This is a genomic window from Streptomyces sp. SudanB25_2051, from assembly GCF_964272635.1.
GTDB lineage: Bacteria > Actinomycetota > Actinomycetes > Streptomycetales > Streptomycetaceae > Streptomyces.
The window spans coordinates 6,309,288-6,335,112 of the sequence record NZ_OZ186787.1 but is presented as its reverse complement, the minus strand read 5'-3'; the positions used below and the strand labels follow the sequence as shown (position 1 = coordinate 6,335,112).

At 76.8% G+C, this 25,825-nt stretch carries 19 protein-coding genes; 13 read left to right on the top strand and 6 right to left on the bottom strand.

Annotation, left to right across the window (positions count from 1 at the left end; all coding sequences use genetic code 11):
* Positions 1-39: 39 nt before the first annotated feature.
* The 3 genes from ACSUPT_RS27785 to ACSUPT_RS27775 all read right to left on the bottom strand — a co-directional run bounded on the left by ACSUPT_RS27785 (position 40) and on the right by ACSUPT_RS27775 (position 4,878).
* On the bottom strand, positions 40-492 hold the full coding sequence (locus tag ACSUPT_RS27785) for a hypothetical protein (protein ID WP_436946012.1): 453 nt from the start codon (positions 490-492) through the stop codon (positions 40-42).
* Entirely contained in the window at positions 492-4,049 is a 3,558-nt protein-coding gene (locus ACSUPT_RS27780) for a polymorphic toxin type 17 domain-containing protein (RefSeq protein WP_436946011.1), read from the bottom strand. The genes ACSUPT_RS27785 and ACSUPT_RS27780 overlap by 1 nt, the downstream gene beginning before the upstream one ends.
* A gap of 241 nt (positions 4,050-4,290) precedes the next feature.
* Positions 4,291-4,878 carry a DUF6461 domain-containing protein gene (locus ACSUPT_RS27775; RefSeq protein ID WP_436946010.1) on the bottom strand — a complete coding sequence of 196 codons (588 nt, stop codon included), beginning with the start codon at positions 4,876-4,878 and terminating at the stop codon, positions 4,291-4,293.
* Between the two features lie 186 nt (positions 4,879-5,064).
* On the opposite strand from ACSUPT_RS27775, the gene ACSUPT_RS27770 reads away from it, so the two are divergent.
* On the top strand, positions 5,065-5,586 hold the full coding sequence (locus ACSUPT_RS27770) for a hypothetical protein (protein WP_436946273.1): 522 nt from the start codon (positions 5,065-5,067) through the stop codon (positions 5,584-5,586).
* A gap of 94 nt (positions 5,587-5,680) precedes the next feature.
* Here the strand turns inward: ACSUPT_RS27770 and ACSUPT_RS27765 are convergent, their stop codons facing one another.
* Positions 5,681-6,067, bottom strand: coding sequence for a VOC family protein (locus ACSUPT_RS27765; protein WP_436946009.1), 387 nt, complete (start codon positions 6,065-6,067; stop codon positions 5,681-5,683).
* Positions 6,068-6,295: 228 nt separating this feature from the next.
* Between ACSUPT_RS27765 and ACSUPT_RS27760 the strand changes: the two genes are divergently transcribed.
* From ACSUPT_RS27760 to ACSUPT_RS27750, 3 genes are read left to right on the top strand one after another with little or no spacing between them, the layout of a single operon-like run.
* Positions 6,296-6,979 (top strand): HemK2/MTQ2 family protein methyltransferase, encoded by a 684-nt coding sequence (locus tag ACSUPT_RS27760; protein ID WP_351964216.1) that lies wholly within the window; start codon positions 6,296-6,298, stop codon positions 6,977-6,979.
* Positions 6,963-7,181, top strand: coding sequence for a CDGSH iron-sulfur domain-containing protein (locus tag ACSUPT_RS27755; protein ID WP_351964215.1), 219 nt, complete (start codon positions 6,963-6,965; stop codon positions 7,179-7,181). The genes ACSUPT_RS27760 and ACSUPT_RS27755 overlap by 17 nt, the downstream gene beginning before the upstream one ends.
* Before the next feature lie 2 nt (positions 7,182-7,183).
* Positions 7,184-8,212, top strand: coding sequence for an iron-containing redox enzyme family protein (locus tag ACSUPT_RS27750; protein ID WP_436946008.1), 1,029 nt, complete (start codon positions 7,184-7,186; stop codon positions 8,210-8,212).
* Between the two features lie 138 nt (positions 8,213-8,350).
* Here ACSUPT_RS27750 and ACSUPT_RS27745 read toward each other — a convergent pair whose 3' ends face one another.
* A complete protein-coding gene (locus tag ACSUPT_RS27745) occupies positions 8,351-8,521 on the bottom strand; it encodes a DUF5670 family protein (protein WP_351964213.1) in 171 nt (56 codons plus the stop codon).
* A gap of 230 nt (positions 8,522-8,751) precedes the next feature.
* On the opposite strand from ACSUPT_RS27745, the gene ACSUPT_RS27740 reads away from it, so the two are divergent.
* The 3 genes from ACSUPT_RS27740 to ACSUPT_RS27730 all read left to right on the top strand — a co-directional run bounded on the left by ACSUPT_RS27740 (position 8,752) and on the right by ACSUPT_RS27730 (position 10,861).
* A complete protein-coding gene (locus tag ACSUPT_RS27740) occupies positions 8,752-8,901 on the top strand; it encodes a hypothetical protein (protein ID WP_351964212.1) in 150 nt (49 codons plus the stop codon).
* Positions 8,902-9,287: 386 nt separating this feature from the next.
* Complete coding sequence (locus ACSUPT_RS27735; RefSeq protein ID WP_436946007.1) at positions 9,288-10,277, top strand: hypothetical protein; 990 nt, start codon at positions 9,288-9,290, stop codon at positions 10,275-10,277.
* Positions 10,278-10,408: 131 nt separating this feature from the next.
* On the top strand, positions 10,409-10,861 hold the full coding sequence (locus ACSUPT_RS27730; protein ID WP_403505599.1) for a peptidase inhibitor family I36 protein: 453 nt from the start codon (positions 10,409-10,411) through the stop codon (positions 10,859-10,861).
* A 130-nt stretch (positions 10,862-10,991) separates the two neighbouring features.
* On the opposite strand, the gene ACSUPT_RS27725 is transcribed toward ACSUPT_RS27730, so the two are convergent.
* Positions 10,992-11,195: an MbtH family protein gene (locus tag ACSUPT_RS27725; RefSeq protein WP_436946006.1), complete on the bottom strand. Its 204-nt coding sequence runs from the start codon at positions 11,193-11,195 to the stop codon at positions 10,992-10,994.
* Positions 11,196-11,394: 199 nt separating this feature from the next.
* Here ACSUPT_RS27725 and ACSUPT_RS27720 point away from each other — a divergent pair, with 199 nt between their 5' ends.
* The 6 genes from ACSUPT_RS27720 (at position 11,395) to ACSUPT_RS27695 (ending at position 25,805) form a co-directional block, all read left to right on the top strand.
* The gene (locus ACSUPT_RS27720; RefSeq protein ID WP_436946272.1) at positions 11,395-13,719 is read left to right on the top strand and encodes a lantibiotic dehydratase; all 2,325 of its coding nucleotides are present in this window, start codon (positions 11,395-11,397) and stop codon (positions 13,717-13,719) included.
* A complete protein-coding gene (locus tag ACSUPT_RS27715; protein ID WP_436946005.1) occupies positions 13,719-15,224 on the top strand; it encodes an amino acid adenylation domain-containing protein in 1,506 nt (501 codons plus the stop codon). Before ACSUPT_RS27720 ends, ACSUPT_RS27715 begins: the two co-directional genes overlap by 1 nt.
* Positions 15,221-16,351 (top strand): threonine ammonia-lyase, encoded by a 1,131-nt coding sequence (locus ACSUPT_RS27710; protein WP_436946004.1) that lies wholly within the window; start codon positions 15,221-15,223, stop codon positions 16,349-16,351. The genes ACSUPT_RS27715 and ACSUPT_RS27710 overlap by 4 nt, the downstream gene beginning before the upstream one ends.
* Positions 16,348-16,632, top strand: a complete 285-nt coding sequence (locus ACSUPT_RS27705; RefSeq protein WP_361664973.1) for an acyl carrier protein — start codon at positions 16,348-16,350, stop codon at positions 16,630-16,632. Before ACSUPT_RS27710 ends, ACSUPT_RS27705 begins: the two co-directional genes overlap by 4 nt.
* A 5-nt stretch (positions 16,633-16,637) precedes the next feature.
* Complete coding sequence (locus ACSUPT_RS27700) at positions 16,638-18,983, top strand: lantibiotic dehydratase (protein ID WP_436946003.1); 2,346 nt, start codon at positions 16,638-16,640, stop codon at positions 18,981-18,983.
* 261 nt (positions 18,984-19,244) lie between these two features.
* Entirely contained in the window at positions 19,245-25,805 is a 6,561-nt protein-coding gene (locus tag ACSUPT_RS27695; RefSeq protein ID WP_436946002.1) for an amino acid adenylation domain-containing protein, read from the top strand.
* Positions 25,806-25,825 lie beyond the last annotated feature (20 nt).

Below are 25,825 nucleotides of genomic sequence, written 5' to 3'. Positions count from 1 at the left end.
CCGGCGGGGCCCCGCCGCCCGGAGCGGCACGGACGCGCGTCAGAGGTCGTCGCCGTCGCCCTCGTAGTCGGCCTCGTCGGTGTCCTGGCCGGTCAGCGGGTCGACGCCGAGGCCCGCGAGGAGCCAGTACGCCCCGCAGGCCGTGCGCCGCTCGTCGCGCTGGTGCTCGGGGACGAGGACGCCTCCGGTCCTGCCGGACGGGTCGTCCAGCTCGAAGCGCGCCTCGTCGAGGCCCAGTCGCGCGATCAGCGGACGGACCGTGGAGAGCAGCACCCGGTCAGGGCGCTCCCCCGCGGCGGGCGGCAGCACCACCATGAGCTCCACCAGGAACCCGCGGCGCAGCCCCGCCGGGTCGGCCTGCTCGAACGAGACGGTCGCGGGCGCCAGTTCGGCCACCAGCTCCAGGCACTCGCGCATGGACGCGTCGGCCGTGGCCGCGTCCCGGGTGTTGAGGAACACCCGGACCACGACGTCGGTGGGCTTGAACAACATCAGTGGGTCACCTTGCCGTCCTTCGAGATGTTGGCGTGCGAGTAGTCCTTGCCCTGATTCTTGCTCCCCGCGAAGGTCTCGAAGCCCTTGCCCTTCGGGATCTGCACGTCCCACTCGTCCTTGCCGTCCTTGGCACGGGTCCAGACGTTGCCGTACTTGTCCTCGAAGCCGCCGCCCCTGATCTGCGGGCGCTTGACGTCCCAGTCCTTGCGCGGCACGAAGGGCACCGGGCCGTTCGTGGGCAGCCCGAACTTCTCCGCGGCCTGCACGTACCGCTTGTTCTTGTACGCCTTCGCCGCGTCGCCGGACAGCTTGTTCATCTTGGTGAGCGCGTCGTGCCACTGGTTGGGCGACAGGTGCTTCAGGCTGTGGGCGGCCTTGCCGACCCAGTCGAGGTCGGTGGCGTGCTTCGCGAGGTTGTCGAACTTCTCCAGGTACTTCGCGAACTTCGCCGGCTTGGCGAGCGCGTCGCCCGCGTACGGGATCAGCGCGGCGGCCGACAGGCCCGCGGCCTCGATGTCGCCGCGGAACAGGCTGAGCAGGCCGGAGGCGCCGTCGCTGACGGGCGACGGGTCGAAGATGCCCGTGACGTCGAGCACCAGCGCCGCCTTGTCGGCGGCGGACAGCCCGCCCTCGCCGGTCAGGTCCTCGCCGTCGCCGGGGTAGTCCTGCTCGCCGGTGCCGATCTCGGTGCCGTCGTCCTTCGTCGCCTCCTCGATGAGCTTCACCACGGCCGTCAGGACCGCCTCGTATGCCGCAGCGGCGGCCTGGGCCGCGTCCTTGCCGGCGGCGACGGCGGCGGCCGCGGCACGGTCGGCCTGCTCGTAGGCGTAGTCGGCGGAGGCCGCCGCCCGTGCGGCGGACGCGGCCGCCGCGCTCGCGGACCGGCCGGCCGCGGCCGCCGCGTCGGTGGCCCGGTCGGCGGCCGCCCTGGCCTGGCGGGCGGACTCGGCGGCCTGCCGTGCCGACGCGTCGGCCTGCTCGGCGGAGCGGGCGGCGTCGGCGGCGTAGCGCTGGGCCGCCTCCGACGCGTCCTTCGCCTGGCGGGCGTAGCCCTGCGCCGCCTCGGCGGCGCCGCGCGCGTCCGCCGCGGCCTTGGCGCCCTCGGCGGCCTGCTGCTCCGCCCTGGCGGCCGACAGCGCGGCGTTGGCGACGAGCCGGCGCACGGACGCCACGTGGACGGCCGTGTCGTGGTCCTTCTTCGCCGCCTTGTGCTGGGCGAACTCGACGAAGGTGCGCAGCAGCGGCGGCGGCCCGGCGAGCGCGATCTCGGCGGCGGCCTTGGTGTGGGCGCCGCCGTTGTTCATGATCCGCAGTGTCTCGGCGCGGTCGTCCTCCTCGCGGGCCTTGTGCTGGCCGGTCTTGATGAAGTCCCGCAGCGCCTCGGTGGTTCCCGCGTCGATCGCGGCGCTGCCCTCCCGGCGTACGGCGGGGCCGCCGGTCTGCATGATCTCCAGGGTGCGCACCCGGTAGTCGTCGGCCATGACGGTGTGCTGGCCGGTCTCCAGGAACTCCTTGACCCGCGCGTGGTCGCCGGCGAGCGCGGTCTCGGCGGCCGCCTTCATCGCCTCGCCGCCGGTGAGCAGCAGATGCGTCACCCGCGCGCGGTCGTCCTGCTCCTCCGCGACCTGACGGCCCGTCCGCACCCACGTCATGACGGCCTCGTCGGTGCCCGCGAGGGCCTCCTCGGCGGCCTTGGCGGTCCACGGCCCGCCGTCCTCGGCCAAGTGCAGCGCCGCCTTGCGGGCCTTGGCGAGGGCGACGGCGGGCTCGGTCGACGGCGCGGCGGCGTCGGCGAGGAGCTGCTTGGTCTCCGCGTCGCGCCGGGCGGCCTCCGCCTCGTCCCAGGCGATGCGCGCCTGCTGCTCCTCGTACTTGTGCTTCAGGTCCTCGGCGGCCTGTACGGCCTGCTCCTTGTCGGCGGCCAGCTCCGCGGCCTCGGTCTCGCGGGCCAGCGCCTCGGTGCTGCGGGCCTGGTCGGCCGCCGCGCGCGCCTGCTTGGCCGCGGCCAGGGACGCGTCGGCGTGGGCGGTCGCCTTCCTGGCCCAGTCCGCGGCCTGGCCGGCGTGCGCGGCGGCGTCCTCGGCGGCCGCTGCGGCCGCGTCGGCGTGCCGGGCCGCGCTGTCGGCGGCGGCGCGTGCCTGCTGCGCGGCGGCGGCCGCACGGGCGGCCAGCGACTCGGCGCGGTCGGCCGCGCTGTTGGCGACGGCGGCGGCGCGGCGGGCCTCGGCAGCGGCCGCTGCGGCCCGGCGGGCCTCGGCGCCCGCCGTCGCCGAGTGTGCTCCGGCCTCGGCCGCCGCCGCGGCGGCGGCGGCCGCGTTGGCGCCGGCGTTGGCGGCGGCGCGGGCGGAGCCGACGGCCTGGCCGATCGCCTCGATCGCCTTGTCGACGGCGGCAGCCGCGGTGCGCGCGCCGGCCGCGGCCGTACGGGCGTCCTGCGCCGCCTGGCGGGCGGCGGCGGCCTGGCCGGCGTCCTTCACCGCGGCGCTCGCCGAGTGGTAGGCGCGGGAGGCGGCCTGGCCGGCGGCCGCTGCCGCGGAGGCCGCAGCCGTGGCGGCGTTGGCGGCGGTGCGGGCGGCCGATGTGGCCTGGTTGGCGGCGCCGATGGCGGTACGGGCGGCCTGGGCGGCGCCCTGCGCGGCCTCGGCGGCGCGCCCGGCGGCGCGGCTCGCCTTCTTGGCGTCGTCCTTGGCGGCCGCGGTCTCCTCGGCCGCGCGGACGGCGGCCTTGCGCGCCTCCTCCGCGGCGGCCTCGGCCTTGGCGGACGCGGCCTTGGCAAGGTCGGTCTCCCGCTTGGCGCGCCTGCTCGCCTCGGCGGCCACCGCGGCGAGCTGGGCGACCGTCATGGTCTCCTGGTCGCGGGCGCGGGCGGCGTGCTGCCCGTTGTCCAGGAACTCCCGGACGTCGTCGGCGGTGCCCGCCAGGGCCTCGGCGGCGGCCTGCCGGACGAGGGGGCCGCCCGTGTTCATGATCTGGAGGGTGCGGAAGCGGTCGTCCTCCTCGCGGGCCTTGTGCTGGCCCGTGGTGAGGAAGGCGCCGAGCGCCTCGTCCGTACCGGCGTCGAGGGCCGTCTGCCCCGCGGCGCGCACGGCGCGGTCCCCGGTGGCCATGACGCGCAGGACCTCGGCGCGCTGGTCGTGCCGGAGCGGGCCTGGTATGCCGGACTCCAGGAAGGCGCGCAGGTCGGCGGGGGTTCCGCTGAGCGCGCGCTGCGCCGCCTCCCGCACACCGGGGCCCGCGGTGTTGAGCAGCCGCAGCGCCGTCAGGCGGTCGTCCTCCTCGGCCGCGACGCGCATGGCGTCGTCCAGGAACTCCCGGACGTCGGCGTCGCTTCCGACGAGGGCCTGTTCGGCGGCGAGCCTGGTCGCCGGGCCGCCGGTCTTCCACACTTCGACGACGCGGGCACGGGCGTCGGAGGCCGGCTGGTCGGAGCCGGTCCGCGCGGGCGCCGCCTCGGCGGTCGCCGTGCCGAACACGCTCAGGGCCACGGTGAGGGCCGTGGCCGCGAGCAGAGCCGGTCGTGAACGCCGCCCGGGCGGCGTGATGATCGGGTTCATGCCCCTTTTCTCCCCTGGGCTTTCCGGGGGCGCCGGTCGCTGTCGCCCCCTTCTCTCTGCACGGAAAATGATCACACAAGTGCGGGAGTGGTCAGGAGAGTTGGGGAGAGGCGAAGGCGGCCGTCCGGTGGCCGCCGGTCCGGCCGTCCGCTGCCGTCCGGTGGTCGCAGGGCCGGCCGGTGGTCGCGGAGCAGCCGGGCGGTGATCGTGGGCGGCCGGCCGGTGGGTTCCGTCCCGGTCGTCAGGGGCGGGGCAGGGGGCGGAGGCTGCCGCTCCAGCGCCGCTCGTCGTCGCCGGGTGGAGTGACCCGCAGTCCGAACGCGCGTTCCGCCAGCTCCAGGACGCTGTGCGGCGAACCGGTCCGCCCGGGGACGAGACCGAGCGGGCGCATGAACGGGTCGAGCCGCCTCGGGTCCCGGCCCGTCGGCTCGACGGGGACCAGTGTGTCGAACGCGACGACGATCCCGCCGTCGGCGGCGTACGCGAACCGGTGCGCGGGCTTCTCGTTGCGGTGCAGCGCGACGGCCTCCGTCCCGCGCGAGACGGCGCCCAGGACGCCGTCGTCCAGCCCGTGGACACCGCCCTGCTCCCAGGCCCACGTCCAGGCGCCGTCGGTGCCGGTCGTCACCACCGGCTCGTCCTCGTCGAGCAGGGTGTCGCCGAACTCCTCCGCCAGTTCGCCGTGGTGGCGCGGCGCCAGGGTGTCCGGGTCGGCACCCATGCGCGTCAGCAGGTCGACGGGCGTCAGGCCCTTGGCGAAGGTCAGCGTGTAGAAGGGGATGTCCCCGCGGAAGAGGGCCAGCCCGCCCGCGGCACCGGTGGTCGTCATGGCGGGGAATGGTGTCACGCCCCGCTGACATCCCCGGCCGGGGCGGTGCCCGCAGGTCCGTTCACCCGGTCGGGTGCGGTGCGCCGAACGCCCGCCGGGCGGCTCCCCCGGCCTCTACGATGGCCGTACGGCTCCGGCGCCGGGGCCGGGACACCCCCGCGCGCGGAGAGGGCCACGCCTGTGACGATGCCGCCGGACGCCGAGAAGTGGCCGCCCAGTTACCCGCCCAGGACCCCGCCGCCGCCCAAGCGCCCCGTCGAGCCTCCCCGGCCCGAGCGGCAGGGCGCGGAGGTTATCGCCGTGCGGCCCCGGGCGCGGGTGCGGATCGCCAACCGGCGCGCCGGGAACTGGACGTACGACACCGCCGCGTGGGCGGCGCACTCGACTCCGGCGCGCGCCGCCCGGGCCGTGCTGGACCGGCTGCGGTCCTGGGGGTACGGCCTTCCCGACCAGCACCCCGTAGCCGTGATCACCGCGCGGCTGGTGCGGGCCGCCGTCGCCGACGGGGGGCGCCGCGCCAGCGTCCACCTCGCCGACCAGGACCTCGACGGCCAGGTCGTGGTGCTGGTCCTGTCCCACCAGCGGTCCGGCGTCCCGGAGGACGAGCGGCTGCTGCGGGAGGTCACCGGGCTCGGCGCGGTCGCGGCCGGCACGGAGGACGGCCCCGAGGACGGCGCCCGGCGCCGCTGGGCGGTCGTGGAGGTGTGACGGCGACGGACGGGCCCGGTCCTCGGCAGCCATCGGGATGAAGACGGACGGGCTCAGTCCTCGGGCTCGGCCATCAGCGTGAAGACGGACGGCCTCAGCCCTCGGGCTCGGCCATCAGGATGAAGGAGTGGCCCGCCGGGTCCGCGTACGTGCGGACGTCCCGGGCGCTCCCCGAATCCTTGGCCTCCACCGGTCGCGCCCCCAGCCCGACCGCCTCCCGCTCGGCCTCGTCCATGTCGGCCGCCGCGACCCTGATGTGCAGATGCGCCTGCTGCGAGTCGTCCGGTCGGGGCCAGCTCGGCGGCGCGTACCCGTGGTCCCGCCGGATCGCCAGTCGCACACCGTCATGGCCGACCACCTCCACGTAGTCGGGATCGGGGCAGCGGCGCACCTCGGCGCCCAGGAGGCTCGCGTAGAACTCGGCCAGCGCCTCCGGCTCCGAGCAGTCGAGGACCAGGACGCTTCTCTTCGCTACGGTCATGACCCCCTTCTGCCCCCGGACCGGGACAACACGCCTCCACCGCCGGGGAGTTGGCCTTCCCGTCCGCGCGTGCACGCGCCCGCCCGCGCACACCGCCCGCTCCCCCGGCCTGCGGGTTTCACACCGCGGGACCCGCCGAAGGGGGATGAAAACGGCATCGAGGGGCATCCGGGGAGCGAGAACGCCGGGCGGCACCGGGCCGCCGGCACGATCCTGCGAGGAGCCGCCATGCCGAGTCTGCTCGACACCGGCCTGACCGGTGGGGCCCTGCGGCTCGCCCCGGGCGTCTACGCGCCCCAGTCCGACACGTTCCTCCTCAAGGAGGCCATCGAGCGCGAGAAGCTGCCGCCCGGAGCGGAGGTGCTGGACGTCGGCACCGGCAGCGGGGCGCTCGCCCTGGCGGCCGCGCGGCGCGGCGCCCGCGTGACCGCCGTCGACCGGTCGTGGCGCGCCGTGCTCACCACCCGGCTGCACGCCGCGCTCGCCGGGCAGCGGGTCCGCGTCCTCCACGGCGACCTGCTGGAGCCCGCGGCGGGCCGCCGCTTCGACCTGATCGTGTGCAACCCGCCGTACGTCCCCTCGCCCCGGAAGCGGCCGCCCCGGCGGGGCGCCGCCGTCGCCTGGGACGCGGGCCCCGACGGCCGGGCGGTCCTGGACCGGATCTGCGACGGCGCCCCCGCGCTGCTGCGGCCCTCGGGTGCCCTGCTGCTGGTGCAGTCGGCGCTCAGCGGGGTCGCGCCCACCCTCGGACGGCTGGAGCGGGCGGGGCTGACGGCCACCGTCGTCCGGCGCAGCGTCGTGCCGTTCGGGCCCGTGCTGCGCGAACGCTCCGGCTGGCTGGAACAGCAGGGCCTGATCGAGCCCGGCCAGGAGAAGGAAGAGCTGGTGATCATCCGTGCCCACCGCCCCTGACGAGAACAGCCCGGCCGACGGGCCCTGCCGGGTCACGGTGACCCGCGAGGGCCCGCTGCTGCTCGACGGCCCGGTCGAGGTCGTCCTCGACGACGGGACCGTCGTGCGGTCGGACCGCTTCACGGTGGCGCTGTGCACCTGCCGCCGCAGCCGCGCCTACCCGTGGTGCGACACGAGCCACCGCCGACGTACGAAGAGGTGACCATGCCAGACCAGGACCACGACCGGATGCGGCACGTGGCGGACGACCGTCCGGAGGGCGAGCTGCCGCCCGCCCGCGGGGAGCTCTCCCAGGGGGTGCTGGACGCGCTGCGCCGCCCCGTGGGCGCCCCCGTGCCCGACGCGGGCGCCGCGCGGGGCGCCGAGCCGCTGGGCGACGACCTGCAGCTGGCCCTCTACCTCTGCTACGAGCTGCACTACCGCGGCTTCGACGGGGTCGACCCGGCCTGGGAGTGGGACCCCGGCCTGCTGGCCCTGCGCCAGGCCCTGGAGGGCCGCTTCCTCACCGAGCTGCGCGCCCGCACCGAGGGCCACCCGGATGTGGCCGACGCGCTGGACGAACTGCTGGTGGAGCCCGTCGACGGCGAGGGCGTGTCGCACTTCCTGCGGGACAAGGGCGAGCTGTGGCAGCTGCGCGAGTACGCCGCCCAGCGGTCGCTGTACCACCTGAAGGAGGCCGACCCGCACGCGTGGGTCATCCCCCGGCTGCGGGGCAGGGCCAAGGCGGCGTTCGTGGCGGTCGAGTACGACGAGTTCGGCGGCGGGCGGCCCGAACGGGTCCACGCGCGCCTCTTCGCCGACCTGATGGCCGACCTCGGCCTCGACACGCGCTACGGCCGGTACCTGGACCACACGCCCGCCCCGATGCTGGCGAACGTCAACCTCATGTCGCTGCTCGGACTGCACCGGGCCCGCAGGGGTGCCCTGGTGGGACATTTCGCGACGGTCGAGGTCACGTCGTCGCCGGGTTCGCGCCGGCTGGCGGAGGCCATGCGCCGTACGGGGGCGGGGCCGGCGGCCGAGCACTTCTACGCGGAGCACGTGACGGCCGACGCGGTGCACGAGCAGATCGTCCGCAGGGACGTGATCGGCGGGCTGCTGGACGACGAGCCGGGCCTCGCCCCGGACGTGGCGTTCGGGATCGCCGCAACCGTCCACCTGGAGGACCGCCTCGGCGAGCACCTGCTGCGCGCCTGGCACGAGGGAGCCACCAGCCTGCGCACCCCGCTCTGAGCGGCAGCTGCCGCGCGCGGTGAACGCCCCGTGGCCCTCCCCCGGTATGGCGGGTGAACGCGCCGTGGCCCTCCCCCGGTGTGTCGGGAGAGGGCCACGGCAGGCGGCGCGGGGGCCGTTGACCAGGGATACCGGCGTCTACCAGCGGTACCAGCGTCCTCGTCGGCCGCCGGTGCCCGCCGACCGCATCACGAAGCCCAGCAGCCACACGACGAGCAGGATGACCGCGATCCACCACAGCGCTTCGAGGGCGAAGCCCGCGCCGAAGAGGATCAGGATGAGCAGAAGGACCAGAAGAAGGGGAACCATGATTATCAGCCTCCGCCACCCCGTGTGCCCCGCCGCACCGGGCGTACACGTCGCTGCTCCAGGAGGGTGGCGCGGGAGGCCGGAGCGGATCCGGCACGTATGGACACCGTCACGCGGGGCAGTCGGTTGTCACGGGGCCGTGGAGCTCCGGCGGGCGCCGAGGCGCGCGGAGTGCCACCCGGCGTCCTGCCGCGGAGCGCCGCCCCGGCATTCGTACGAGAGGAGAGGTCATGCCCGGTCTGGTGAATCGCCTCAAGGAGTTCGGCCGCAGCCCGCAGGGGCGGCGGCTGGTGGATTCGGCGCGACGGGCCGCCGCCGACCCGCGCAAGCGGGAGCAGGCCCGGCAGCTGTTCGGCAAGCTGCGCTCCGGGCGCCGCTGAGGCCACCCGTTGACGGTCACCCGCGGGGACGACGACGTCCCCGCGGGTGACCTCTTTTGTGCGCGGTCCGGGGCCGATTCCCGCGGGCCCTCCGCTCTCGCGGGCCGTCCCGGGAGTCGCCCGGCTCCCGGCCTCCCCCGGCCGACCGGCTCCTGACACTCGGCCGTCCCGGGACCCGCCCGCCCCCGCGCGCTGCGGCGGGTGACGGCCCGGCCCGCGGCCCTGCGCGGGGAACCGAGGGAGGGGCGGCGCCGAACATTCGGAACGTCTTCGAAAGGCTGCCGGCGGGCCCGTGGCCTCCCCGAGACTCCTGGATGTCGGCGGGTGCGGCGCCCCACGGGGGAGGCGCCGGCCCGGTCGCTTCGGACGCGAGGAGCCTCGTCATCATGGACGCCGGGAAGGAGTCACCCGCCGGCCGGCCGCCGAGCCGGCGGCGGTCCGCCGTCAGGCCCGGCGGGCCGGTCTGGGCGGCCCTGCTGCTCGCCACCGCCGTCACCGTCACCGGATGCGCCGGTGGTCCGCCTCCGCAGCCGGCCCCGGCGGCGCAGCCTCCGGCAGGCACCCAGCCGGCCGGGCCCGCGCCCCGCACGACCGCCACGGCCCCGGAGCGGAGCCTGCTGCACCGGGCGGAACAGGAACTGCTGCGCTCCTGCATGGCGACGGCGGGCTTCGAGTTCCGGCCCGTCCCGGAGAACCCGCTGCCCGAGGCGCGCGACTTCCCCTACGTCGTCGACGACGTGCGGTGGGCGCAGCGGTACGGCTACGGCGGCGCCTTCCGGGAGCGGGCGCGGCGGCTGCGCGACCAGGACCCCAACCGGGTCTACCTGCGGGGCCTGCCCGACGAGCGGCGCCGCGCCGCGGTCGCCGCGCTCAACGGCACGCCCGGCCGGCCGGGGCTGCGCGCCGAACTGCCGGGCGGCGCGGTCATCGGCCACAGCGCCGACGGCTGCCAGGTCGCGGCCTGGCGGCACCTGTATGGGGACGCGCAGACCTGGTTCGCGGCCCTCACCCTCGTCGACAACCTCGGCGGGATGCGGCAGCGGCGGGTCACCGCCGACCCGGCGTTCCTGGCGGCCGTACCGCGCTGGGCGGCCTGTATGCGGCGGCACGGGGCGCCGTACGGCAAGCCGGCCGACACCAGGGCGGCGTTCCTGGGCGGGGAGCGCCGCGCGGACCCGGCGCGGGAGGTCCGTACCGCCGTAACGGAGGCGCGCTGCGCGCACAGCAGCGGCCTGGCCGCCGTCGCGGGGGACCTGGACCGCCGCCACGGCGAGTCGCTGCGCCGGGAGCACCGCGCAGCCGTCGAGCGGGTGGCCGCGCTCCGCGCCGCCGCGCTGCCCCGGGCACGGGCCGTACTGGCCGGCCTTCGCGACTGACCGGCCCGTCGCCCGTCACCGGCCCCGCCGCCCGTCACCGTCCGCCGGCCCGCTCACGGGGCCGGCCCACAGTCCCCCGCGCCCTGCGCGGGTCCACCGCACCGTTCGCACACCTCAGAGGAGATTTCCCCATGTCGCAGAACCGAGGCACGCTGGTGTCCGCCGCCGCCCTCGCCGTGGCCGCGCTGGGCCTGGCGCCGACCGCCCACGCCCAGGACAAGGCCCCCGCCGTCGCGGCGCCCGCCGTCGCCGACGCGGCGGCGGCGGACGGCTACCTGTACGCCTGGGAGCACGCGTGGAAGGGCGGCCGCCAGGCCACCTGGTACGGCGACAGCTCCAACTGGGTCGACCGGAACATGCGCAACCAGGCCTCGTCGGTGCACAACAACGGCTTCGCCGGCGCCTACGACGACGTCCTGCTCTACTGGGACGCCGGTCACGGCGGCGCCGCGTACTGCCTGCGCAACGGCAACTACCTGATGGACATGCGCTACGACCGCTTCCCGTACAACGGGACCGGCGGCGGGCAGGCGATGAACGACAACATCTCCTCCCACCGCTGGGTGGACTACTGCCAGAACTGACGCGCGGCACGACCCGGGCCCCCGCCACGGCACGACCGTGGCGGGGGCCCGCTCGCGTGGCGGCCGCCCGGCTCAGTCACCCGCCGGCCCGACGGCGGCGGAGGAGGGCGCCCAGGGCGGCGGCGCAGGCTCAGGCGTCCGCCGACGCCAGGTGGCGGCGCAGGCTCAGGGGGCGCATGTCCGTCCAGACGCGGCCGATGTGGTCCAGGCACTTCTGACGCGAGCCGGTCGTGCCCTCGGCGTGCCAGCCGGCCGGCAGCGGGCGGTCCGCACGCCAGATCGAGTACTGCTCCTCGTCGTTGAGCACGACCTGGTACTCCTCGCTGTCGCTCATCTCGCTCGGTCCTCCATGGCTCGGGTCGGTAGACGGGCCCAGCGTGGCCCCGGCGGCGGCCGGGCGACAGGGACAAACGCGCAGCAGCACCGGCGGTGTGCCGTGCGGCTCCTTCCCTGGTGGGCGTGTACGGGGTCCCGGCAGTGTCTGCGGAACCACGAACCAGGCCCTCCTCGGAAGGAGTTCCGCCATGCCGGACATGCCGGAGACCGTTCACCTGCCCGTCGGGGGGTGGCGCCTGTGGGAGCACTTCGCGCTGCGCGGGCCCGGCTTCCCCGCCGAGGGTGTGCTGCGGCTGGCGCCGCCCGGACTCGCGGAGACGGCCGACAAGTTCACGGCGGACCAGGCGCCGGCCGGCCCCGAATGGCAGGCCTTCACCGAGGAGTTCGACGCGGGCGCCGTACGCACGGCCGGACTGCTCCAGGAGATCGCGGCGAGCCCGCGCTTCCGGGCGGCGGTCGCCTGGCAGAACCCGGCCGTCCTGCGCACGGGAGTGGCGCCGTTCCTGGCGTGGACGCCGACCGCGGCCGGGCGGACCAGCATGCCGAGGCAGCGGGAGGAGCTGGTCGCGCACTACTGGCAGCGGTTCTGCGTGAAGAACGACACCATCGGCTTCTTCGGGCCGGTCGGCTGGGGCCGCTGGGACCTGGGCCGGGAGGACATCGCCGTCGATCCGGGCAGCGGCTTCCTCGCCGACTCCCGGGTGTACTTCTCCAGCTGGGCGATCGACGCGCTCGCCAGGACGCTGGACGCCGACCCGGCGCTGCGGGCGTGGATACCGCCGCGCCGCGTCCCGTTCGTCCGGATGGAGAACGGGACGGTGCGCGTGCCGGGGCGGCGGCCGCGGCCGGTGCCGGCGACGGAGCTGGCGGTGCTGGGCCTGTGCGACGGGACGCGGACGGTCGCGGAGATCGCCGCCGCGGCCGGCCTGTCCGCGGCGGAGGCGGAGGAGTCCGTACGGGCGCTGGTGGCGGGGCGCTGGGTGCACTGGCGGCTGGAGGTGCCGTCCGGCACGTACCCGGAGCGTGAGCTGCGGGCGATCCTGGAGCGGATCGGCGACCCGGCGGTCCGTGAACCGGCGCTGGAGCGGCTGGCCGTACTGGAGCGGGGCCGCGACGCGGTGGCGGCGGCCGGGACGGACGCCGAGGCGCTGACGGCGGCGCTCGGCGCGCTGGAGGCGGACTTCGCGGCGCTCACCGCCACGGAGGCCCAGCGGGCGAAGGGTGCGAAGACCGCGCCGTGCCGGGGCGTCGTCTACTCGGACTGCCGCCGGTCGGCGACGGCGGTCCTCGGCACACGGCTGCTCGGGGAGCTGACCCCGCTGGCGCTGTGCCTGACGGCGGCCCGGTGGATGACGAACCGGGTGGCCGAACGCATCCGCGGGCGGCTGCGGCCGGTGTACGAGCGGCTGGCCGCCGACGCGGACGGGGGCCGGGTCGACCTGGCGGCGCTGTGGCTGGCGTGCCTGCCGTCGCCGCATCCGAAGGCGGAGGAGGACGTCGCGGCCGTGCAGGCGGAGCTGCGGGCGAAGTGGGCGCGCGTCCTGGAGGTGCCCCAGGGGGCGCGCCGGGTGCGGCGGTCGTCGGCGGAGCTGGCGGAGCGGGTGCGGGAGGAGTTCGACGAGCCGGGTGACGGCTGGTCGCTGGCCCGCTACTTCAGCCCGGACGTGCTGGTGCTCGCCGAGGACGCGGACGCGGTGGCGCGGGGCGACTTCGAGCTGCTGCTGGGCGAGATGCACTGCGCGCTGAACACGATGGGCGCCTCGCTCTTCGTCCACCAGCACGCCGACCGGGAGGCGCTGGTGGCGGAGACGTCCCGCGACTTCCCCGGGCCGCGGCTGCTGCCGATGCTGCCGAAGGAGCTGCCGCTGAAGTGGTCGACGCGCAGCAGGCCGTCGCTGGAGCGGCCCGAGGACTACCACGTGGCGCTGGTGGACCACACCGGTGACCCGTTCCGGCAGCGCACGGTGCTCGCCGCCGACGTGGCGGTGGAGGACCGGGACGGCCGGCTGGTGGCGGTGCTGCCGGACGGTGCCGTATTCGACGTGCTGGACGTGTACGCCAACACGCTGACGCAGCGTGTGATGGACCGCTTCACGCTGCGGCCCGAGGGCGACCACACCCCGCGCATCAGCGTCGACCGGATGGTCGTGGCGCGTGAGACGTGGACGCTGCCGGTCGCGGAGATGGGCTTCAGCGACGAGAAGTCGGAGGCGAGGCGGTTCGTACGGGCCAGGGCGTGGGCGCGGGACCGGGAGCTGCCCCGGTTCGTGTTCGTCGTGTCGCCGGCCGAGCCGCGGCCGTTCTACGTGGACTTCGACAGCCCCGTGTACGTGAACATCTTCGCGAAGGCGGCGCGCAGGCTGGCCCGCCAGGACGCGGGGGCGCGGCTGGTGGTGAGCGAGATGCTGCCGACGCCGGAGCAGGCGTGGCTGACGGACGACGAGGGGCGCGCGTACACCTCGGAGCTGCGGTTCGTGGCGGTGGACCAGACGGTGGCCGGCCCGGGCGAGGGGGGCGCGTGATGCGGACGTTCGTGGACGAGATCGCCGCGCATGCCGCGCGGGAGCCGGGCCGGGTGGCGGTGAGCACGCCCGGCGGGGAGCTGACGTACGCCGAGCTGACCGCCCGGATCGACGCGCTGGCTCGGACGCTGGCCGCGCGGGGGGCGCGCGCCGAGACGGTGTGCGCGGTCGCCGTGGCCCGCGGGGTCGACGCGATGATCGCCGTGGCCGCGGCCGTGCGGTGCGGTGCGGCGTTCCTCACGCTGGACGTGGAGCAGCCGCCGGCCCGGCTGGCCGCGCTGGTGCGCAGCGGCGGCGCGGACCTGCTGGTGACGACGGAGGCGCTCGCCGGGCGGCTCCAGCTGCCGGTCCCGGGGCGGCCCGTGCTTCTGGACCGGCCGGAGCCCGGGGACGGGCGCGGCGCCCTGCCGGCGGGGCCTCCGCACGGGCGGGCGCTGGCGTACGTCAGTCACACCTCAGGCTCGACCGGCGAGCCGAGCCCCGTGCTGGTGGAGCACCGGTCTCTCGACTCGTACCTGCGGTTCGTGGCGGCGGACTTCGGGCTCGGCCCGGACACGGTGGCGCTCCAGGTGGCGCCGCTCGGCTACGACGCGTCCGTACGGGACACGTTCGCGCCGCTCCTCGCGGGCGGGCGGCTGGTGGTGGTGCCCCGGTCGGCGGTGCTGCGCCCGGAGGAGTTCGGCGCGGTCGTGCGGGAGCACGGGGTGAACGCGCTGCTGAGCGTGGTGCCGTCGTTCCTGGCGTTCCTGGCGGGCCGGCCGGACGGGGCGGGGCTGCTGGAGGGCGTACGGCTGGTGGTGAGCAGCGGGGAGTCGCTGCGCCCGTTCCTTCGGGCGGGCGGCCGGGCGGTGGTCGAGGACCGGCTCGTCAACCAGTACGGGCCGACGGAGTGCACGATGACGTCGACCCGGTACGACGTGCCGGCCGATCCGGTGACGGACGCGGACGTCGTCGGGACGCCCATCGACGGGGTGGTCGTGCGGCTGCTCGACGAGGAGCTGCGGCCCGTGCCGGAGGGCGCGGTGGGCGAGGTGTGCGTCGGCGGGATCGGCGTCGCCCGCGGTTACCGGGGCCTTCCCGCCCGTACGGCGGAGTGCTTCGTGCCGGACCCGGCGGGTCCGCCGGGGGCGCGGCTGTACCGGACCGGCGACCTGGCCAGGAGCGGCCCCGGCGGGCTGCACCTGCTGGGGCGCCGGGACCGGCAGGTGAAGATCCGCGGCTACCGGGTGGACCCCGCCGAGGTGGAGGGGGCGCTGCTGGCCCACCCCGGCGTCACGGGGGCGGTCGTCACGGCCGCCGAGGACGGGCAGGGGCGGGTGTTCCTCGTCGCGCACGTGACCGGTGACCTGGACGGCACGGGCGACGGGGCGCTGCGGGCGCACCTGGCGGCGACGCTGCCGCCGCATCTGATGCCGCGCAGGTTCGTCCGGCTCGCGGAGCTGCCGACGACGCGCAGCGGCAAGGCGGACCGGCGGGCCCTCGCGGACGCGGCGGCCGCGTCGTGACCGCGTACCGGGGCGGGCTGACCCCCGCCGACGTGGAGCGCGCGGCCGAGCGCGTCGCCCGGTACACGCGGCGCACGCCGCTGCTGCCGGGGCTCCCGGCGCGGGGGCGGCGGCGCGGCGGCTGGGGGCTGCTGCTGAAGGCGGAACACCTCCAGCACAGCGGGTCGTTCAAGCTGCGCGGCGCGGCGAACGCGGTGCTGGCGCTGGGCGCCCGCGCCCTCGTGACCGGCTCGTCCGGCAACCACGGGATCGCCCTGGCCCGGCTGGCCGCTCCGATGGGCGTGCGGGTGACGGTGGTGCTGGCGGCCGGGACGAGCCCGGCCAAGGCGGACCGCATCCGCGCCCTGGGCGGGCGGACGGTGAGCGTGCGGGGCGGCGTCGCCGAACGGGAGGAGCGGGCGCGGCAGCTGGCCGAGGAGACCGGCGCGGTGCTCGTGCCGTCGTCGGACCACGAGCTGGTCGTGGCCGGGCAGGGCACGGTGGCCCGCGAGATCCTCGCCGACGTGCCGGACGTGCGGACGCTGTACGTGCCGGTGGGCGGCGGCGGGCTGCTGGCCGGGGTGTGCCTGGCCGCCCGCGACCACCCGGTGCGGATCGTGGGCGTGGAACCCGAGGGGACACCGCGGTACGCGCGCTCCCTGGAGGCGGGCCGGCCGCTGCGGCTGCCGCCCTGCGACACGGTGGCCGACGGGCTGCGGGCGCAGGCGCCGGGCGAGGTGCCGTTCGCGGTGGTGCGGGACCGGGTGGACGACCTGGTGGCCGTGTCCGACGCCGAGATCCTCACCGCCACCGACCGGTTGCGCCGCCTGGGCGTCGAGGCGGAGCCCAGCGGCGCCGTGGCCCTCGCGGGGGCGCTGCGCGCGGGACGGCTGCGCGAGCGGGCCGTCGCCGTGGTGTCCGGCGGCAACACCCTGGCGGCGCTGACCGCCCGTACGGACGTGACCGGACGCACGGACCTGACCGGACGCACGGACCTGACCCGACGTACGGAGCCCGGCCGCGTCGGCCCGGCCGGCCGTGCGACCCCGGACGACCTGACGTATCCGACCGAACCCATCGAGCCGGGCGGCCACGCCCGGCGGACCGCGCCGACCGGCGCGCGACCCGAACTGGAGGAGACCCGATGAGCGAGACGACCACCACCACCCTGACCGCCCCCGCCGCCACCCCGGGCGTGGAGGCCCTCACCGAACTGCTCGTCGACGTCTACCGCGACGCCCTCGGCGCGCCCGGCCTGGACGAGCAGAGCGACTTCTACGAGAACGGCGGCGACTCGCTCACCGCCTTCCAGGTGACCGCGCGCCTCCAGGACGCCCTGGGCGTGGACGTGCCCGTGGCGCTGGTCTTCGCCTACCCGACGCCGGCGGACCTCGCCGACGTCGTCCACAGCGACCTGGTCGAGGGGTGAGCGCCGTGGAGGAGCGTGACGGGGTGTGGCTGCCCGGCGGCCGGTGGCGGCTGTGGGAGCAGTTCGCCCTGCGGGGGCCGGGCTTCCCCGCCGGGGGGGTGCTGCGGCTGGCCCCGTCGGGGCTCGCGGAGGCGGCCGACAAGTTCGCGCAGGACGACACGGCGGGCACCGGCCCCGGCGACCCGGAGTGGGCCGACTTCACGGAGCGGTTCGCACAGGCCGCCGTGGAGAGCGCGCACCGCCTCCAGGACATCGCGCGGACACCGGCGTTCCGGGAGGCCGTGGCGTGGCAGAACCGGCCGGTGCTCACCTCCGGGATCGCGCCGTTCCTGGCGTGGACGCCGACCGCGGCCGGGCGGACCAGCATGCCGAGGCAGCGGGAGGAGCTCGTCGCCCACTACTGGCAGCGGTTCTGCGTCAAGAACGACACGATCGGCTTCTTCGGGCCCGTCGGCTGGGGCCGCTGGGAGCCGGACGGGCCGGGGGTGGAGGTCGATCCGGGTGAGGGGCTGATCGCCGCGACGGAGGTGTACTTCGCCGGGTGGGCGATCGACGCCCTCGCCGCGCGGATCGACGCCGACCCGGCGCTGCGGGAGTGGGTGGCGCCCCGCCGGGTGCCGTTCGTGCGGATCGCGGGCACGGAGGTGACCGTGCCCGGCCGCCCGGCGCGGACCGTCGGCGCGGACGAGGCGGCGGTACTGGCGCTGTGCGACGGGGTGCGGCCCGTGCGGGACATCCGCGCCGCGCTGCCCGGTGTGGACGTGCCGGCCGTCCTCGCGGACCTGGTGAGGCGCCGCTGGATCGTGTGGAAGCTGGAGGTGCCGGCCGGGGCGCATCCCGAACGGGCGCTGCGGGGCTGGCTGGAGCGGGTCGGCGACCCGGAGGCGCGCGCACGCTGGACGGCGGCGCTGGACGCGCTGGAGCGCGGCCGGGACCGGGTGCGGACGGCCAAGGGCGCCGACGCCGTGGTGGCGGCGCTGACCGCTTTGGAGGGCGAGTTCGCGGCCCTCACGGACACGGCGGCGGTACGGGAGAAGTCCGCCGGCACGGCGCCGTGCCGGGCCGTCGTGTACGCCGACTGCCGCCGCGCGGCCACCGTCCGGGCGGGCCGCGCCGTGTACGAGGCGCTGGCGCCGCTGGAACCGCTGCTGGCCAGTTCGGCGTGGCTCACCGCGCGCCTCGCCGAGGCGGTGATGGCCGAGGCGCGCGGGGTGTACGAACGGCTGGCCGCTCAGGGGCCGGTGGACCTGGCGTCGTTCTGGTTCGCGTGCATGCCGGTGCTGCACGGCTCCGCCAGGGCGCGGGCGGACGCGCTCCAGCGGGAGTTCCGCGAGCGGTGGGCGGCCGTCCTGGCCGTGCCCGACGGGGCGCGCCGGGTGCACAGAGCCCTCGCGGACGTCGCGGGGCCGGTCGCCGAGCACTTCGGCCCGGGCGGGGGCGCCCCCGCCGGGGCGGGGTGGACGGCGGCGCGGTACGCCAGCCCGGACGTCATGGTCGCCGCGGCCGGCGCCGAGGCCGTCGAGCGGGGCGACTTCGAGCTGGTGCTCGGCGAACTGCACCTCGCCGCCAACACGCTGGGCGCCTCGCTGTTCGTGCACCAGCACCCCGACCCCGGCGAGCTGGTGCGGCTCACCCACCGCGACCACCCCCGGCCGCGCCTGATGCCGCTGCTGCCGAAGGAGCACCGGTCGCGGCTCTCGGTCCGCACCCGGCACGCCCTGGTCCGGCCGGAGGACTACCACGTGGCGCTGGTCGACGTGACGAGCGGCGCCGGCCGTCCCCGTACGGTGCTCAGCGCCGATGTGACGGTGACCGAGCAGGACGGCGAGCTCGTGGTCGTGCTGCCGGACGGCGCCCGGTTCCCGGCCGTGGACGTGTTCGCGCATGTGCTGACCACGCTGGCGATGGACCTGTTCCAGATCCTGCCGGAGGACGGCCACAGCCCGCGCGTCACGGTGGACCGGCTGGTCGTGGCGCGGGAGACCTGGCGGCTGCCGGGACCCGACCTGGACTTCGCCGACGAGAAGGACGAGGCGCGCCGGTTCGTACGGGCCCGGCGGTGGCGCGCGCGGCACGGGCTGCCCCGGTATGTGTTCGTGGTGCTGCCGACCGAACCGCGGCCCTTCTACGTGGACTTCGACAGCCCCGTGTACGTCAACATCCTCGCGAAGGCCGTGCGCCGCATGGTCCGCAAGGAGCCCGACGGGCGGGTCGTCGTCACGGAGATGCTGCCGACGCCCGAACAGGCGTGGCTGGTCGACGACCAGGGCGCCGCGTACACCTCCGAGCTGCGGTTCGTGGCGGTCGCCGAGGACTCCGCGCCGGCCGGCGGGAACCGGGGGGCGGTCTGACGATGGCCCGGCGGCGGAACGACCAGGACATGGCGGCGGTCCCCCGGGACGTGGCGGCGGGCTGACGGCGGCCGAGTCACGTCCGCGCGGGCCGCTGAACGGCGGCGCGCCCGGCCGGTTTCGGCGGGGCGCGCCGCCGTCGGCGCTTCCGGGCGGCCGCCGCGGGTGCGGGCCTCTGCGCGTGCGGCTGCGTCTTCTTCCCTACTGGGCGCGCGCCGCAGCCGCGAGGGTGGAGGAAATCCACCGCTTGGGAGGCCCGCAGTGAAGGTTGGCGCAGCTGTTCGCACCGTATCGTCCGCGCAGCGGAGGCTGTGGTTCCTCGACCAGCTCAGCCGAGGTTCCGCCGACTCCCTGCTCCCGCTGGCGCTCCGCTTCCGCGGCGCTCTCGACGTCCCCGCCCTGGAGCGGGCGCTGGCGGGTGTCGTGGCCCGCCACGAGGTGCTGCGGACCCGGTTCGTCACCGTGGGCGGGGAGCCCGTCCCGCGGGTCGACCCGCCCGGCGCGTTCACCGTGCGCCGGGTGGCGGCGGCCGACGCGGACGAGCTGTTCGCACGGGAGCTGTCCCGTCCGCTGGACCTGGCGCAGGAACCGCCGCTGCGGGCGGTCCTCGCCCGGACCGGCCCCGACGAGCACCTGCTGCTGGTCGTGGTCCACCACATCGCCGTGGACGGCTGGTCGTGGGACGTGCTGCTGCGGGAGCTGGCGGCCGGGTACCGGGGCGAGGAGGTCGCTCCCCCGCCGCTCCAGTACGCCGACTTCGCGCGCCTGCAGCACGAGCGGCTGAGCGGGCCGCGCATGGAGCGGCTGCTCGGCTACTGGCGCGACCGGCTGGCCGGCGCCGCGCCGCTGGAGCTGCCCACCGACCGGCCCCGCCCCCGCTTCTGGGACGGCTCCGGCGACGTGGTCCGCTTCGACCTGCCGGCCGGGCTCGTGGCCGGCGTGGACCGGCTGGCCCGCTCCCACCGGGCGACCCGGTACATGGTGATGCTCGCCGCCTACCAGGCGCTGCTGGCGCGGTACTCGGGCCGGACGGACATCGCCGTGTGCACGACCCTCGCCGACCGGGGCGACCCGCGCGCGGCGGATGTGATCGGGCCGTTCGTCAACACGATCGTGCTGCGCACCGACCTGGCGGGCGACCCGCCGTTCGCGGAGCTGCTGGGCCGGGTGCGGGCGGGCGCGCTGCGGGACTTCTCGCACGCCGAGGCGCCGTTCGACCGGGTGGTGCAGGCGGTGGGCGGGGCGCGCGACCTGTCGCGCCACCCGCTGGCGCAGGCGTCGTTCACGCTGCTCAACACCCAGCGGCCGCCGGAGCTGCACGGGCTGGACGTGGAGCTGGTCCCGCCGCCGCTGCGCGGCACCCCGCTGGACGTGTTCCTGGACCTGGGGGCCCGCCCCGACGGGACAGTTGCCGCGCGGCTCCAGTACTCCACGGCGCTGTTCGACGAGGCGACGATGCACCGCTTCCGCGACGGGTACACGGCGCTGCTGGGCGCGGTGGTGGACGCGCCGGACGCGCCGCTGAGCGAGACCGCGGCCGGCCTGGCGCCCCTGACGGGTGCGCGGCCGGCGGCGGCCACCGCGCGGGCGGAGCGGGGCGGCGCCGCGCCGGCCGAGGACGCCGAGGCCCGTGCCGTGCCGGTGGACGGCCGGGAGGGTGCCGCGCCGGTGGACGGCCGGGAGGGTGCCGCGCCGGTGGAGGACGGCCGGGACGGTGCCGTGTCCGAGGATGGCGCCCCGGCCGGGGCCGTGCCGTTCGCGGTGGCGGGTGACGCCGACGCGGTGGCGCTCGTGTGCGGGGACGAGTCCCTCACGTACGGCGGGCTGGACGCGCTGACCGGCGGGGTGGCCGCCGCGCTCGCCGCGGACGGGCTGCGGCCCGGCGACCCGGTGGGCGTGCTGGTGCGGCGCGGCGCGGGCGCGGTCGCCGCGATGGCCGGCGTGTGGCGGGCCGGCGGGGTGTACGTACCGCTCGACCCGGCGCTGCCCGGGGAGCGGCTGCGGTTCATGGTGGCCGAGGCCGGGGTGCGGTGCGTGGTGGCCGACGCCTCGACGGCGCAGGCGGCGGCGGCGCTGGACGTGCCGGTACGGCCCCTGGAGTCCGTGCGGCCTGAGCCGGGCGCGCCGCGTCACGTGCCGGACCCGCGGGAGCTGGCGTATGTCGTCTTCACCTCGGGTTCCACGGGCCGCCCCAAGGCCGTCGGGGTGGAGCACCGGGCGCTGTCCGCCCATGTGGCCGCCGCCCGCGAGGCGTTCGGGATCACCCGTGACGACCGGGTGCTGGCCTTCTCGTCCTTCTCGTTCGACGCCTCGCTCGACCAGCTGCTGCCCGCACTGTCGCGGGGCGCGACGGTGGTGGTCCGCCCGGACGAGCAGTGGCATCCGGCGCGGCTCGTCGAGGAGGTCCGCCGCCGCGCGCTGACCGTGGTGAACCTGCCGCCCACGTACTGGACCGAGCTGGTGCGTTCGCTCGGCGACGACGCGGGTGCGGCCCTGGCGTCGCTGCGGCTGCTGATCCTGGGCGGCGAGGCCGTGCGACCGGAACCGCTCGCCGCGTGGCGGGCGCGGGTGCCGCATGTGCGGGTGTGCAACGCGTACGGGCCGACGGAGACGACCGTCACGGCCACCACGTACGACGTGCTGCCCGGCGCGGACGACCCGCGGGGCACGGTGCCGATCGGCGGGCCGCTGGGCGCGCGCCGGGCGTATGTGGTGGACGAGCGCGGCGAGGCGGTGGCCGCCGGGGAGACCGGCGAGCTGCTGATCGGCGGCCCGGAGCTGGCGCGTGGCTATCTGGGGCGGCCGGGGCTCACGGCGGAGCGGTTCGTACCGGACCCGTTCGGCGGGACGGGCGGGCGGCTCTACCGGACCGGGGACCTGGTGCGGCGGCGGCCGGACGGGCGGCTGGAGTTCGTGGGGCGCGTGGACGACCAGGTGAAGGTGCGGGGCTTCCGGGTGGAGCTCGGCGAGGTGGAGGCCGTGCTGCGCGAGTGTCCCGGTGTGGCGGCGGCGGCCGTCGCGGCCCGGCCCGACGCGAGCGGGTCGCTGAGCCTGGCGGGATACGTGGTGGCGGGCCCGGCCGGGACGGCGGAGCCGGGTGCGGTGGAGTCCGGCGCGGTGGAGCCGGGGGCCGCCGCGGGGCCGGGCGCCGTCGCGGGGCCGGGCGCCGTCGCGGGGCCGGGCGAGGCGGCCGGGACGGGCGGGGCCGGCGTGGCGCCCGGGGTGGAGCCCGGCGTGCTGCGGGCGTGGTGCGCGGCGCGGCTGCCGCACTACGCGGTGCCGTCGGAGTTCGCGGTGCTGGACGCCCTGCCGGTGAACGCCGCCGGAAAGCTGGACCGTTCGGCCCTGCCGGCCCTGGGGGCGGACGACCGCGCGGCGGGCGGCCCGGCGTACGCGGCGCCCCGCGACGCGACGGAGCGGGTCGTCGCGGAGATCTGGGCGGAGGTCCTGGGCGTGGAGCGCGTCGGCATCGACGACGGGTTCTTCGAGCTGGGCGGGCACTCGCTGCTCGCGACGATGGCCGTGTCCCGGATCGCCGAGCGGCTGGGCCGCGAGGTGGAGCTGCGCACCCTGTTCGAGAACCCGCGCATCCGCGAGTTCGGCCCGCTGGTCGGCGCGGCCCGGCGGGCGGCGGGCGGCGGCGGGGTGGTGCCGGTGGACCGGTCGGGTCCGCTGCCGATGTCGTTCGCCCAGGAGCGCATGTGGTTCCTGGACCGGATGTCGGACCGGGGCGACGAGTACGTGCTCTGGTACGCGTGGCGGGTGCGGGGCGGGCTCGACCGTACGGCCTGGCAGGGCGCCCTGGACGACGTGGTGGCCCGGCACGAGGTGCTGCGGACCGCGCTGCTCGAGGTGGACGGGCGGCCGGCGCAGCGGGTGCGCGGCCCGGTGCCGGCGCCGCTGGAGTGGCACACGGTCGCGGACGGCGGCGGCGCCGGCGCGGACGGCGCGACGCTGGACGCGGTACGGGAGCGGGCGGCGGCGTTCGCGACGCGACGGTTCGACCTGGCGGCCCCTCCGCTGCTGCGGGCGGGCGTGTGGGAGCTGGCCCCGGACGACCATGTGGCGGTGATCGCGTTCCACCACGCGGCGACGGACGGCTGGTCCAAGGACGTGCTGGTAAGCGAGTTGACCGCCTGCTACACCGCCCGGCTGGCCGACGGGCGGGCCGAGCTCCCGGAACTCCCGGTGCAGTACGGCGACTTCGCGGTCTGGCAGCGGCGCGCGGCGGAGGACGGCGCGCTCGACGGGCCGCTGGACTACTGGGAGTCCGCGCTGGCCGGCCTCGCGCCGCTGGAGCTGCCGACGGACCGGCCGCGTCCCGCCGTGTGGTCGGGACGGGGCGCGGCCATCGAGGTGGACCTGCCGCCGTCGCTCGCCGAGGGGCTGGACGAGCTGGCCCGCCGGCACGGGGCGACCCGGTTCATGGTGCTGCTGGCGGTCGTGCAGATCGTGCTGGCCCGCTGGTCGGGGCAGTCGGACGTGGCGGTGGGCACACCGGTCGCGGGGCGCGGGCAGCTGGAGCTGGAGCGGCTGGTGGGGCTGTTCGTGAACACCGTGGTGCTGCGCGGCGACCTGTCGGGCGAGCCGACGTTCGAGGCGTTCCTCGGCCGGGTCCGGGAGAGCGTGCTGGGCGCGTTCGACCACCAGGACGTGCCGTTCGAGAAGCTGGTGGAGCGGCTGCGGCCGGAGCGTGACGCGTCCCGGAACCCGCTGTTCCAGGTGATGTTCGACGTGCAGGAGAGCCCCGTCGGCGGGCCGCGCGCCCAGGGCCTGGACGTGGCGCCCTTCGCGCTGCCGTGGCGGTCGGCGAAGTTCGACCTGACGGCGACGTTCCTGCTGTACCCCGACCGGTTCGCGCTCAACGTCGAGTACGCGACGGACCTGTTCGACGCGGCCACGGTCACCCGGTTCGCCGGGCATGTGGCGCGGGTCCTGGAGTCGGTGCTGGCCGGGCCCGGCGTGCCCGTGGGGCGGCTGGAGATGCTGCCGGAGGCCGAGTACGCGGAGCTGGTCGGCCCGGTGGACGCCGCAGCCCCGGCGGTGGCGCAGGTGCCGCCGTACGCCGTGGCGGGCGAGCCCGGGGCGGTCGCCCTGGTCTGCGAGGACGCGCGGCTGACGTACGGGGAGCTGGACGGGCTGGCCGGCGGGCTGGCGCGGGAGCTCGCCGGCGCGGGCGCGGGCCCGGAGACGGCGGTCGGGGTGTGCCTGGGGCGGGGGCTGTGGTCCGTCGTCGCGATGGCCGCGATCTGGCGGGCGGGCGGCGTGTACGTGCCGCTGGACCCGCGCCTGCCCGAGGAGCGGCTGCGGTACATGGTGGAGCGCGCCGGGGTGCGGCACGTCGTCACCGACCGGGCGACGGCGCCGCTCGCCGCGGGACTGGGCGCGCCGGTCCTCGACGTCGGCACGGTCGGCCCCGACCCGGACGGCCCCCGGCACACGCCGACGCCGCGCGAGCTGGCGTGCGTCATCTTCACCTCCGGGTCCACGGGCCGGCCCAAGGCGGTCGGCGTGGAGCACCACGCCCTGGCGGCGCACGCGCTCACCGCGCGGCAGCGCTTCGGGATCACCGCCGACGACCGGGTGATGAACTTCGCGTCGTTCTCCTTCGACGCGTCGCTGGAGCAGGTCCTGCCCGCGCTCGGCGCCGGGGCCGCGGTGGTGATCCGCCCGGACGAGGTGTGGACCGTGGAGGAACTGGCCGAGCGGGTCCGCGCGGAGGGGGTCACCGTCATGGAGGTGACGCCGTCCTACTGGGAGGAGATCGCCGCCCGGCTCGACACCGTCGGCGACGCCCTGAAGGGGCTGCGGCTGGTCGTGACGGGCGGTGAGACCCTGCCGTCCGCGCCGCTCGCCCGGTGGTTCGCGCGTCTGCCGCACGTGCCGATCCAGAACACGTACGGGCCCACCGAGACGGTCATCTCCGCCACGTCGCGGCTGGTGACCGGGCCCGTCGAGGGACGGGTCCCGATCGGCACGGCCTGGGGGGCGCGCCGCCTGTATGTGGTGGACGCGCACGGCGGGCTCGCACCGGTCGGCGTACCCGGCGAGCTGCTCGTCGGCGGGCCGGAACTGGCCCGCGGCTACCTGGGGCAGGCGGCGCTCACCGCGGAGCGGTTCGTACCGGACCCGTTCGGCGGGACGGGCGGCCGGCTGTACCGGACGGGCGACATCGTGCGGCGTCTGCCCGACGGGGAGCTGGACTTCCTCGGCCGCACCGACCACCAGGTGAAGATCCGCGGGTTCCGCATCGAACTGGGCGAGGTCGAGGCCGTCCTGGAGGCGCACCCCGGCGTGCACGCCGCCGCGGTGATCGTCCGCGAACTGCGCGGCGACCGGGCGCTCGTCGGGTACGCCGCCGGGCGGGACCTGGACACGGCGGAGCTCGCCGCGTGGTGCCGGGACCGGCTGCCCGGCTACATGGTGCCGGCCGCGTTCGTCGCGCTGGACGCGCTGCCCCGCACGGTGCAGGGCAAGTGCGACACGGCCGCCCTGCCCGACCCCGAGCCGCCCGCGACGGCCGGGTCGGTCGCCCCGCGCACCCCGACCGAGGTGGTGACCGCGCAGGTGTGGGCCGAGGTGCTGGGCCTTCCGCAGGTCGGCGTGGAGGACGACTTCTTCGCGCTGGGCGGCCACTCGCTGCGCGCGGTCGCCGTGGCGTCCCGGCTGCGGGCCGCGTTCGACTGCCCGGTGCAGGTGCGCGACCTGTTCGAGCACCCGACGGTCGAGCGGCTGGCCGCCGAGGTGGAGCGCCGGCTCGTCGAGCTGATCTCCGCGATGAGCGAGGACGAGATCGACCTGTCGCTGACGGCCGACTACTGACGCCGGTCCCCCGGCGGCGG

Excerpts from the sequence above, each read along its gene's own strand:
- ACSUPT_RS27785 (WP_436946012.1), bottom strand. The coding sequence starts at position 492 with ATGTTGTTCAAGCCCACCGACGTCGTGGTCCGGGTGTTCCTCAACACC.
- ACSUPT_RS27780 (WP_436946011.1), bottom strand. The coding sequence starts at position 4,049 with ATGAACCCGATCATCACGCCGCCCGGGCGGCGTTCACGACCGGCTCTG.
- ACSUPT_RS27775 (WP_436946010.1), bottom strand. The coding sequence starts at position 4,878 with ATGACGACCACCGGTGCCGCGGGCGGGCTGGCCCTCTTCCGCGGGGAC.
- ACSUPT_RS27770 (WP_436946273.1), top strand. The coding sequence starts at position 5,065 with ATGCCGCCGGACGCCGAGAAGTGGCCGCCCAGTTACCCGCCCAGGACC.
- ACSUPT_RS27765 (WP_436946009.1), bottom strand. The coding sequence starts at position 6,067 with ATGACCGTAGCGAAGAGAAGCGTCCTGGTCCTCGACTGCTCGGAGCCG.
- ACSUPT_RS27760 (WP_351964216.1), top strand. The coding sequence starts at position 6,296 with ATGCCGAGTCTGCTCGACACCGGCCTGACCGGTGGGGCCCTGCGGCTC.
- ACSUPT_RS27750 (WP_436946008.1), top strand. The coding sequence starts at position 7,184 with ATGCCAGACCAGGACCACGACCGGATGCGGCACGTGGCGGACGACCGT.
- ACSUPT_RS27745 (WP_351964213.1), bottom strand. The coding sequence starts at position 8,521 with ATGGTTCCCCTTCTTCTGGTCCTTCTGCTCATCCTGATCCTCTTCGGC.
- ACSUPT_RS27740 (WP_351964212.1), top strand. The coding sequence starts at position 8,752 with ATGCCCGGTCTGGTGAATCGCCTCAAGGAGTTCGGCCGCAGCCCGCAG.
- ACSUPT_RS27735 (WP_436946007.1), top strand. The coding sequence starts at position 9,288 with ATGGACGCCGGGAAGGAGTCACCCGCCGGCCGGCCGCCGAGCCGGCGG.
- ACSUPT_RS27730 (WP_403505599.1), top strand. The coding sequence starts at position 10,409 with ATGTCGCAGAACCGAGGCACGCTGGTGTCCGCCGCCGCCCTCGCCGTG.
- ACSUPT_RS27725 (WP_436946006.1), bottom strand. The coding sequence starts at position 11,195 with ATGAGCGACAGCGAGGAGTACCAGGTCGTGCTCAACGACGAGGAGCAG.
- ACSUPT_RS27720 (WP_436946272.1), top strand. The coding sequence starts at position 11,395 with ATGCCGGAGACCGTTCACCTGCCCGTCGGGGGGTGGCGCCTGTGGGAG.
- ACSUPT_RS27715 (WP_436946005.1), top strand. The coding sequence starts at position 13,719 with ATGCGGACGTTCGTGGACGAGATCGCCGCGCATGCCGCGCGGGAGCCG.
- ACSUPT_RS27705 (WP_361664973.1), top strand. The coding sequence starts at position 16,348 with ATGAGCGAGACGACCACCACCACCCTGACCGCCCCCGCCGCCACCCCG.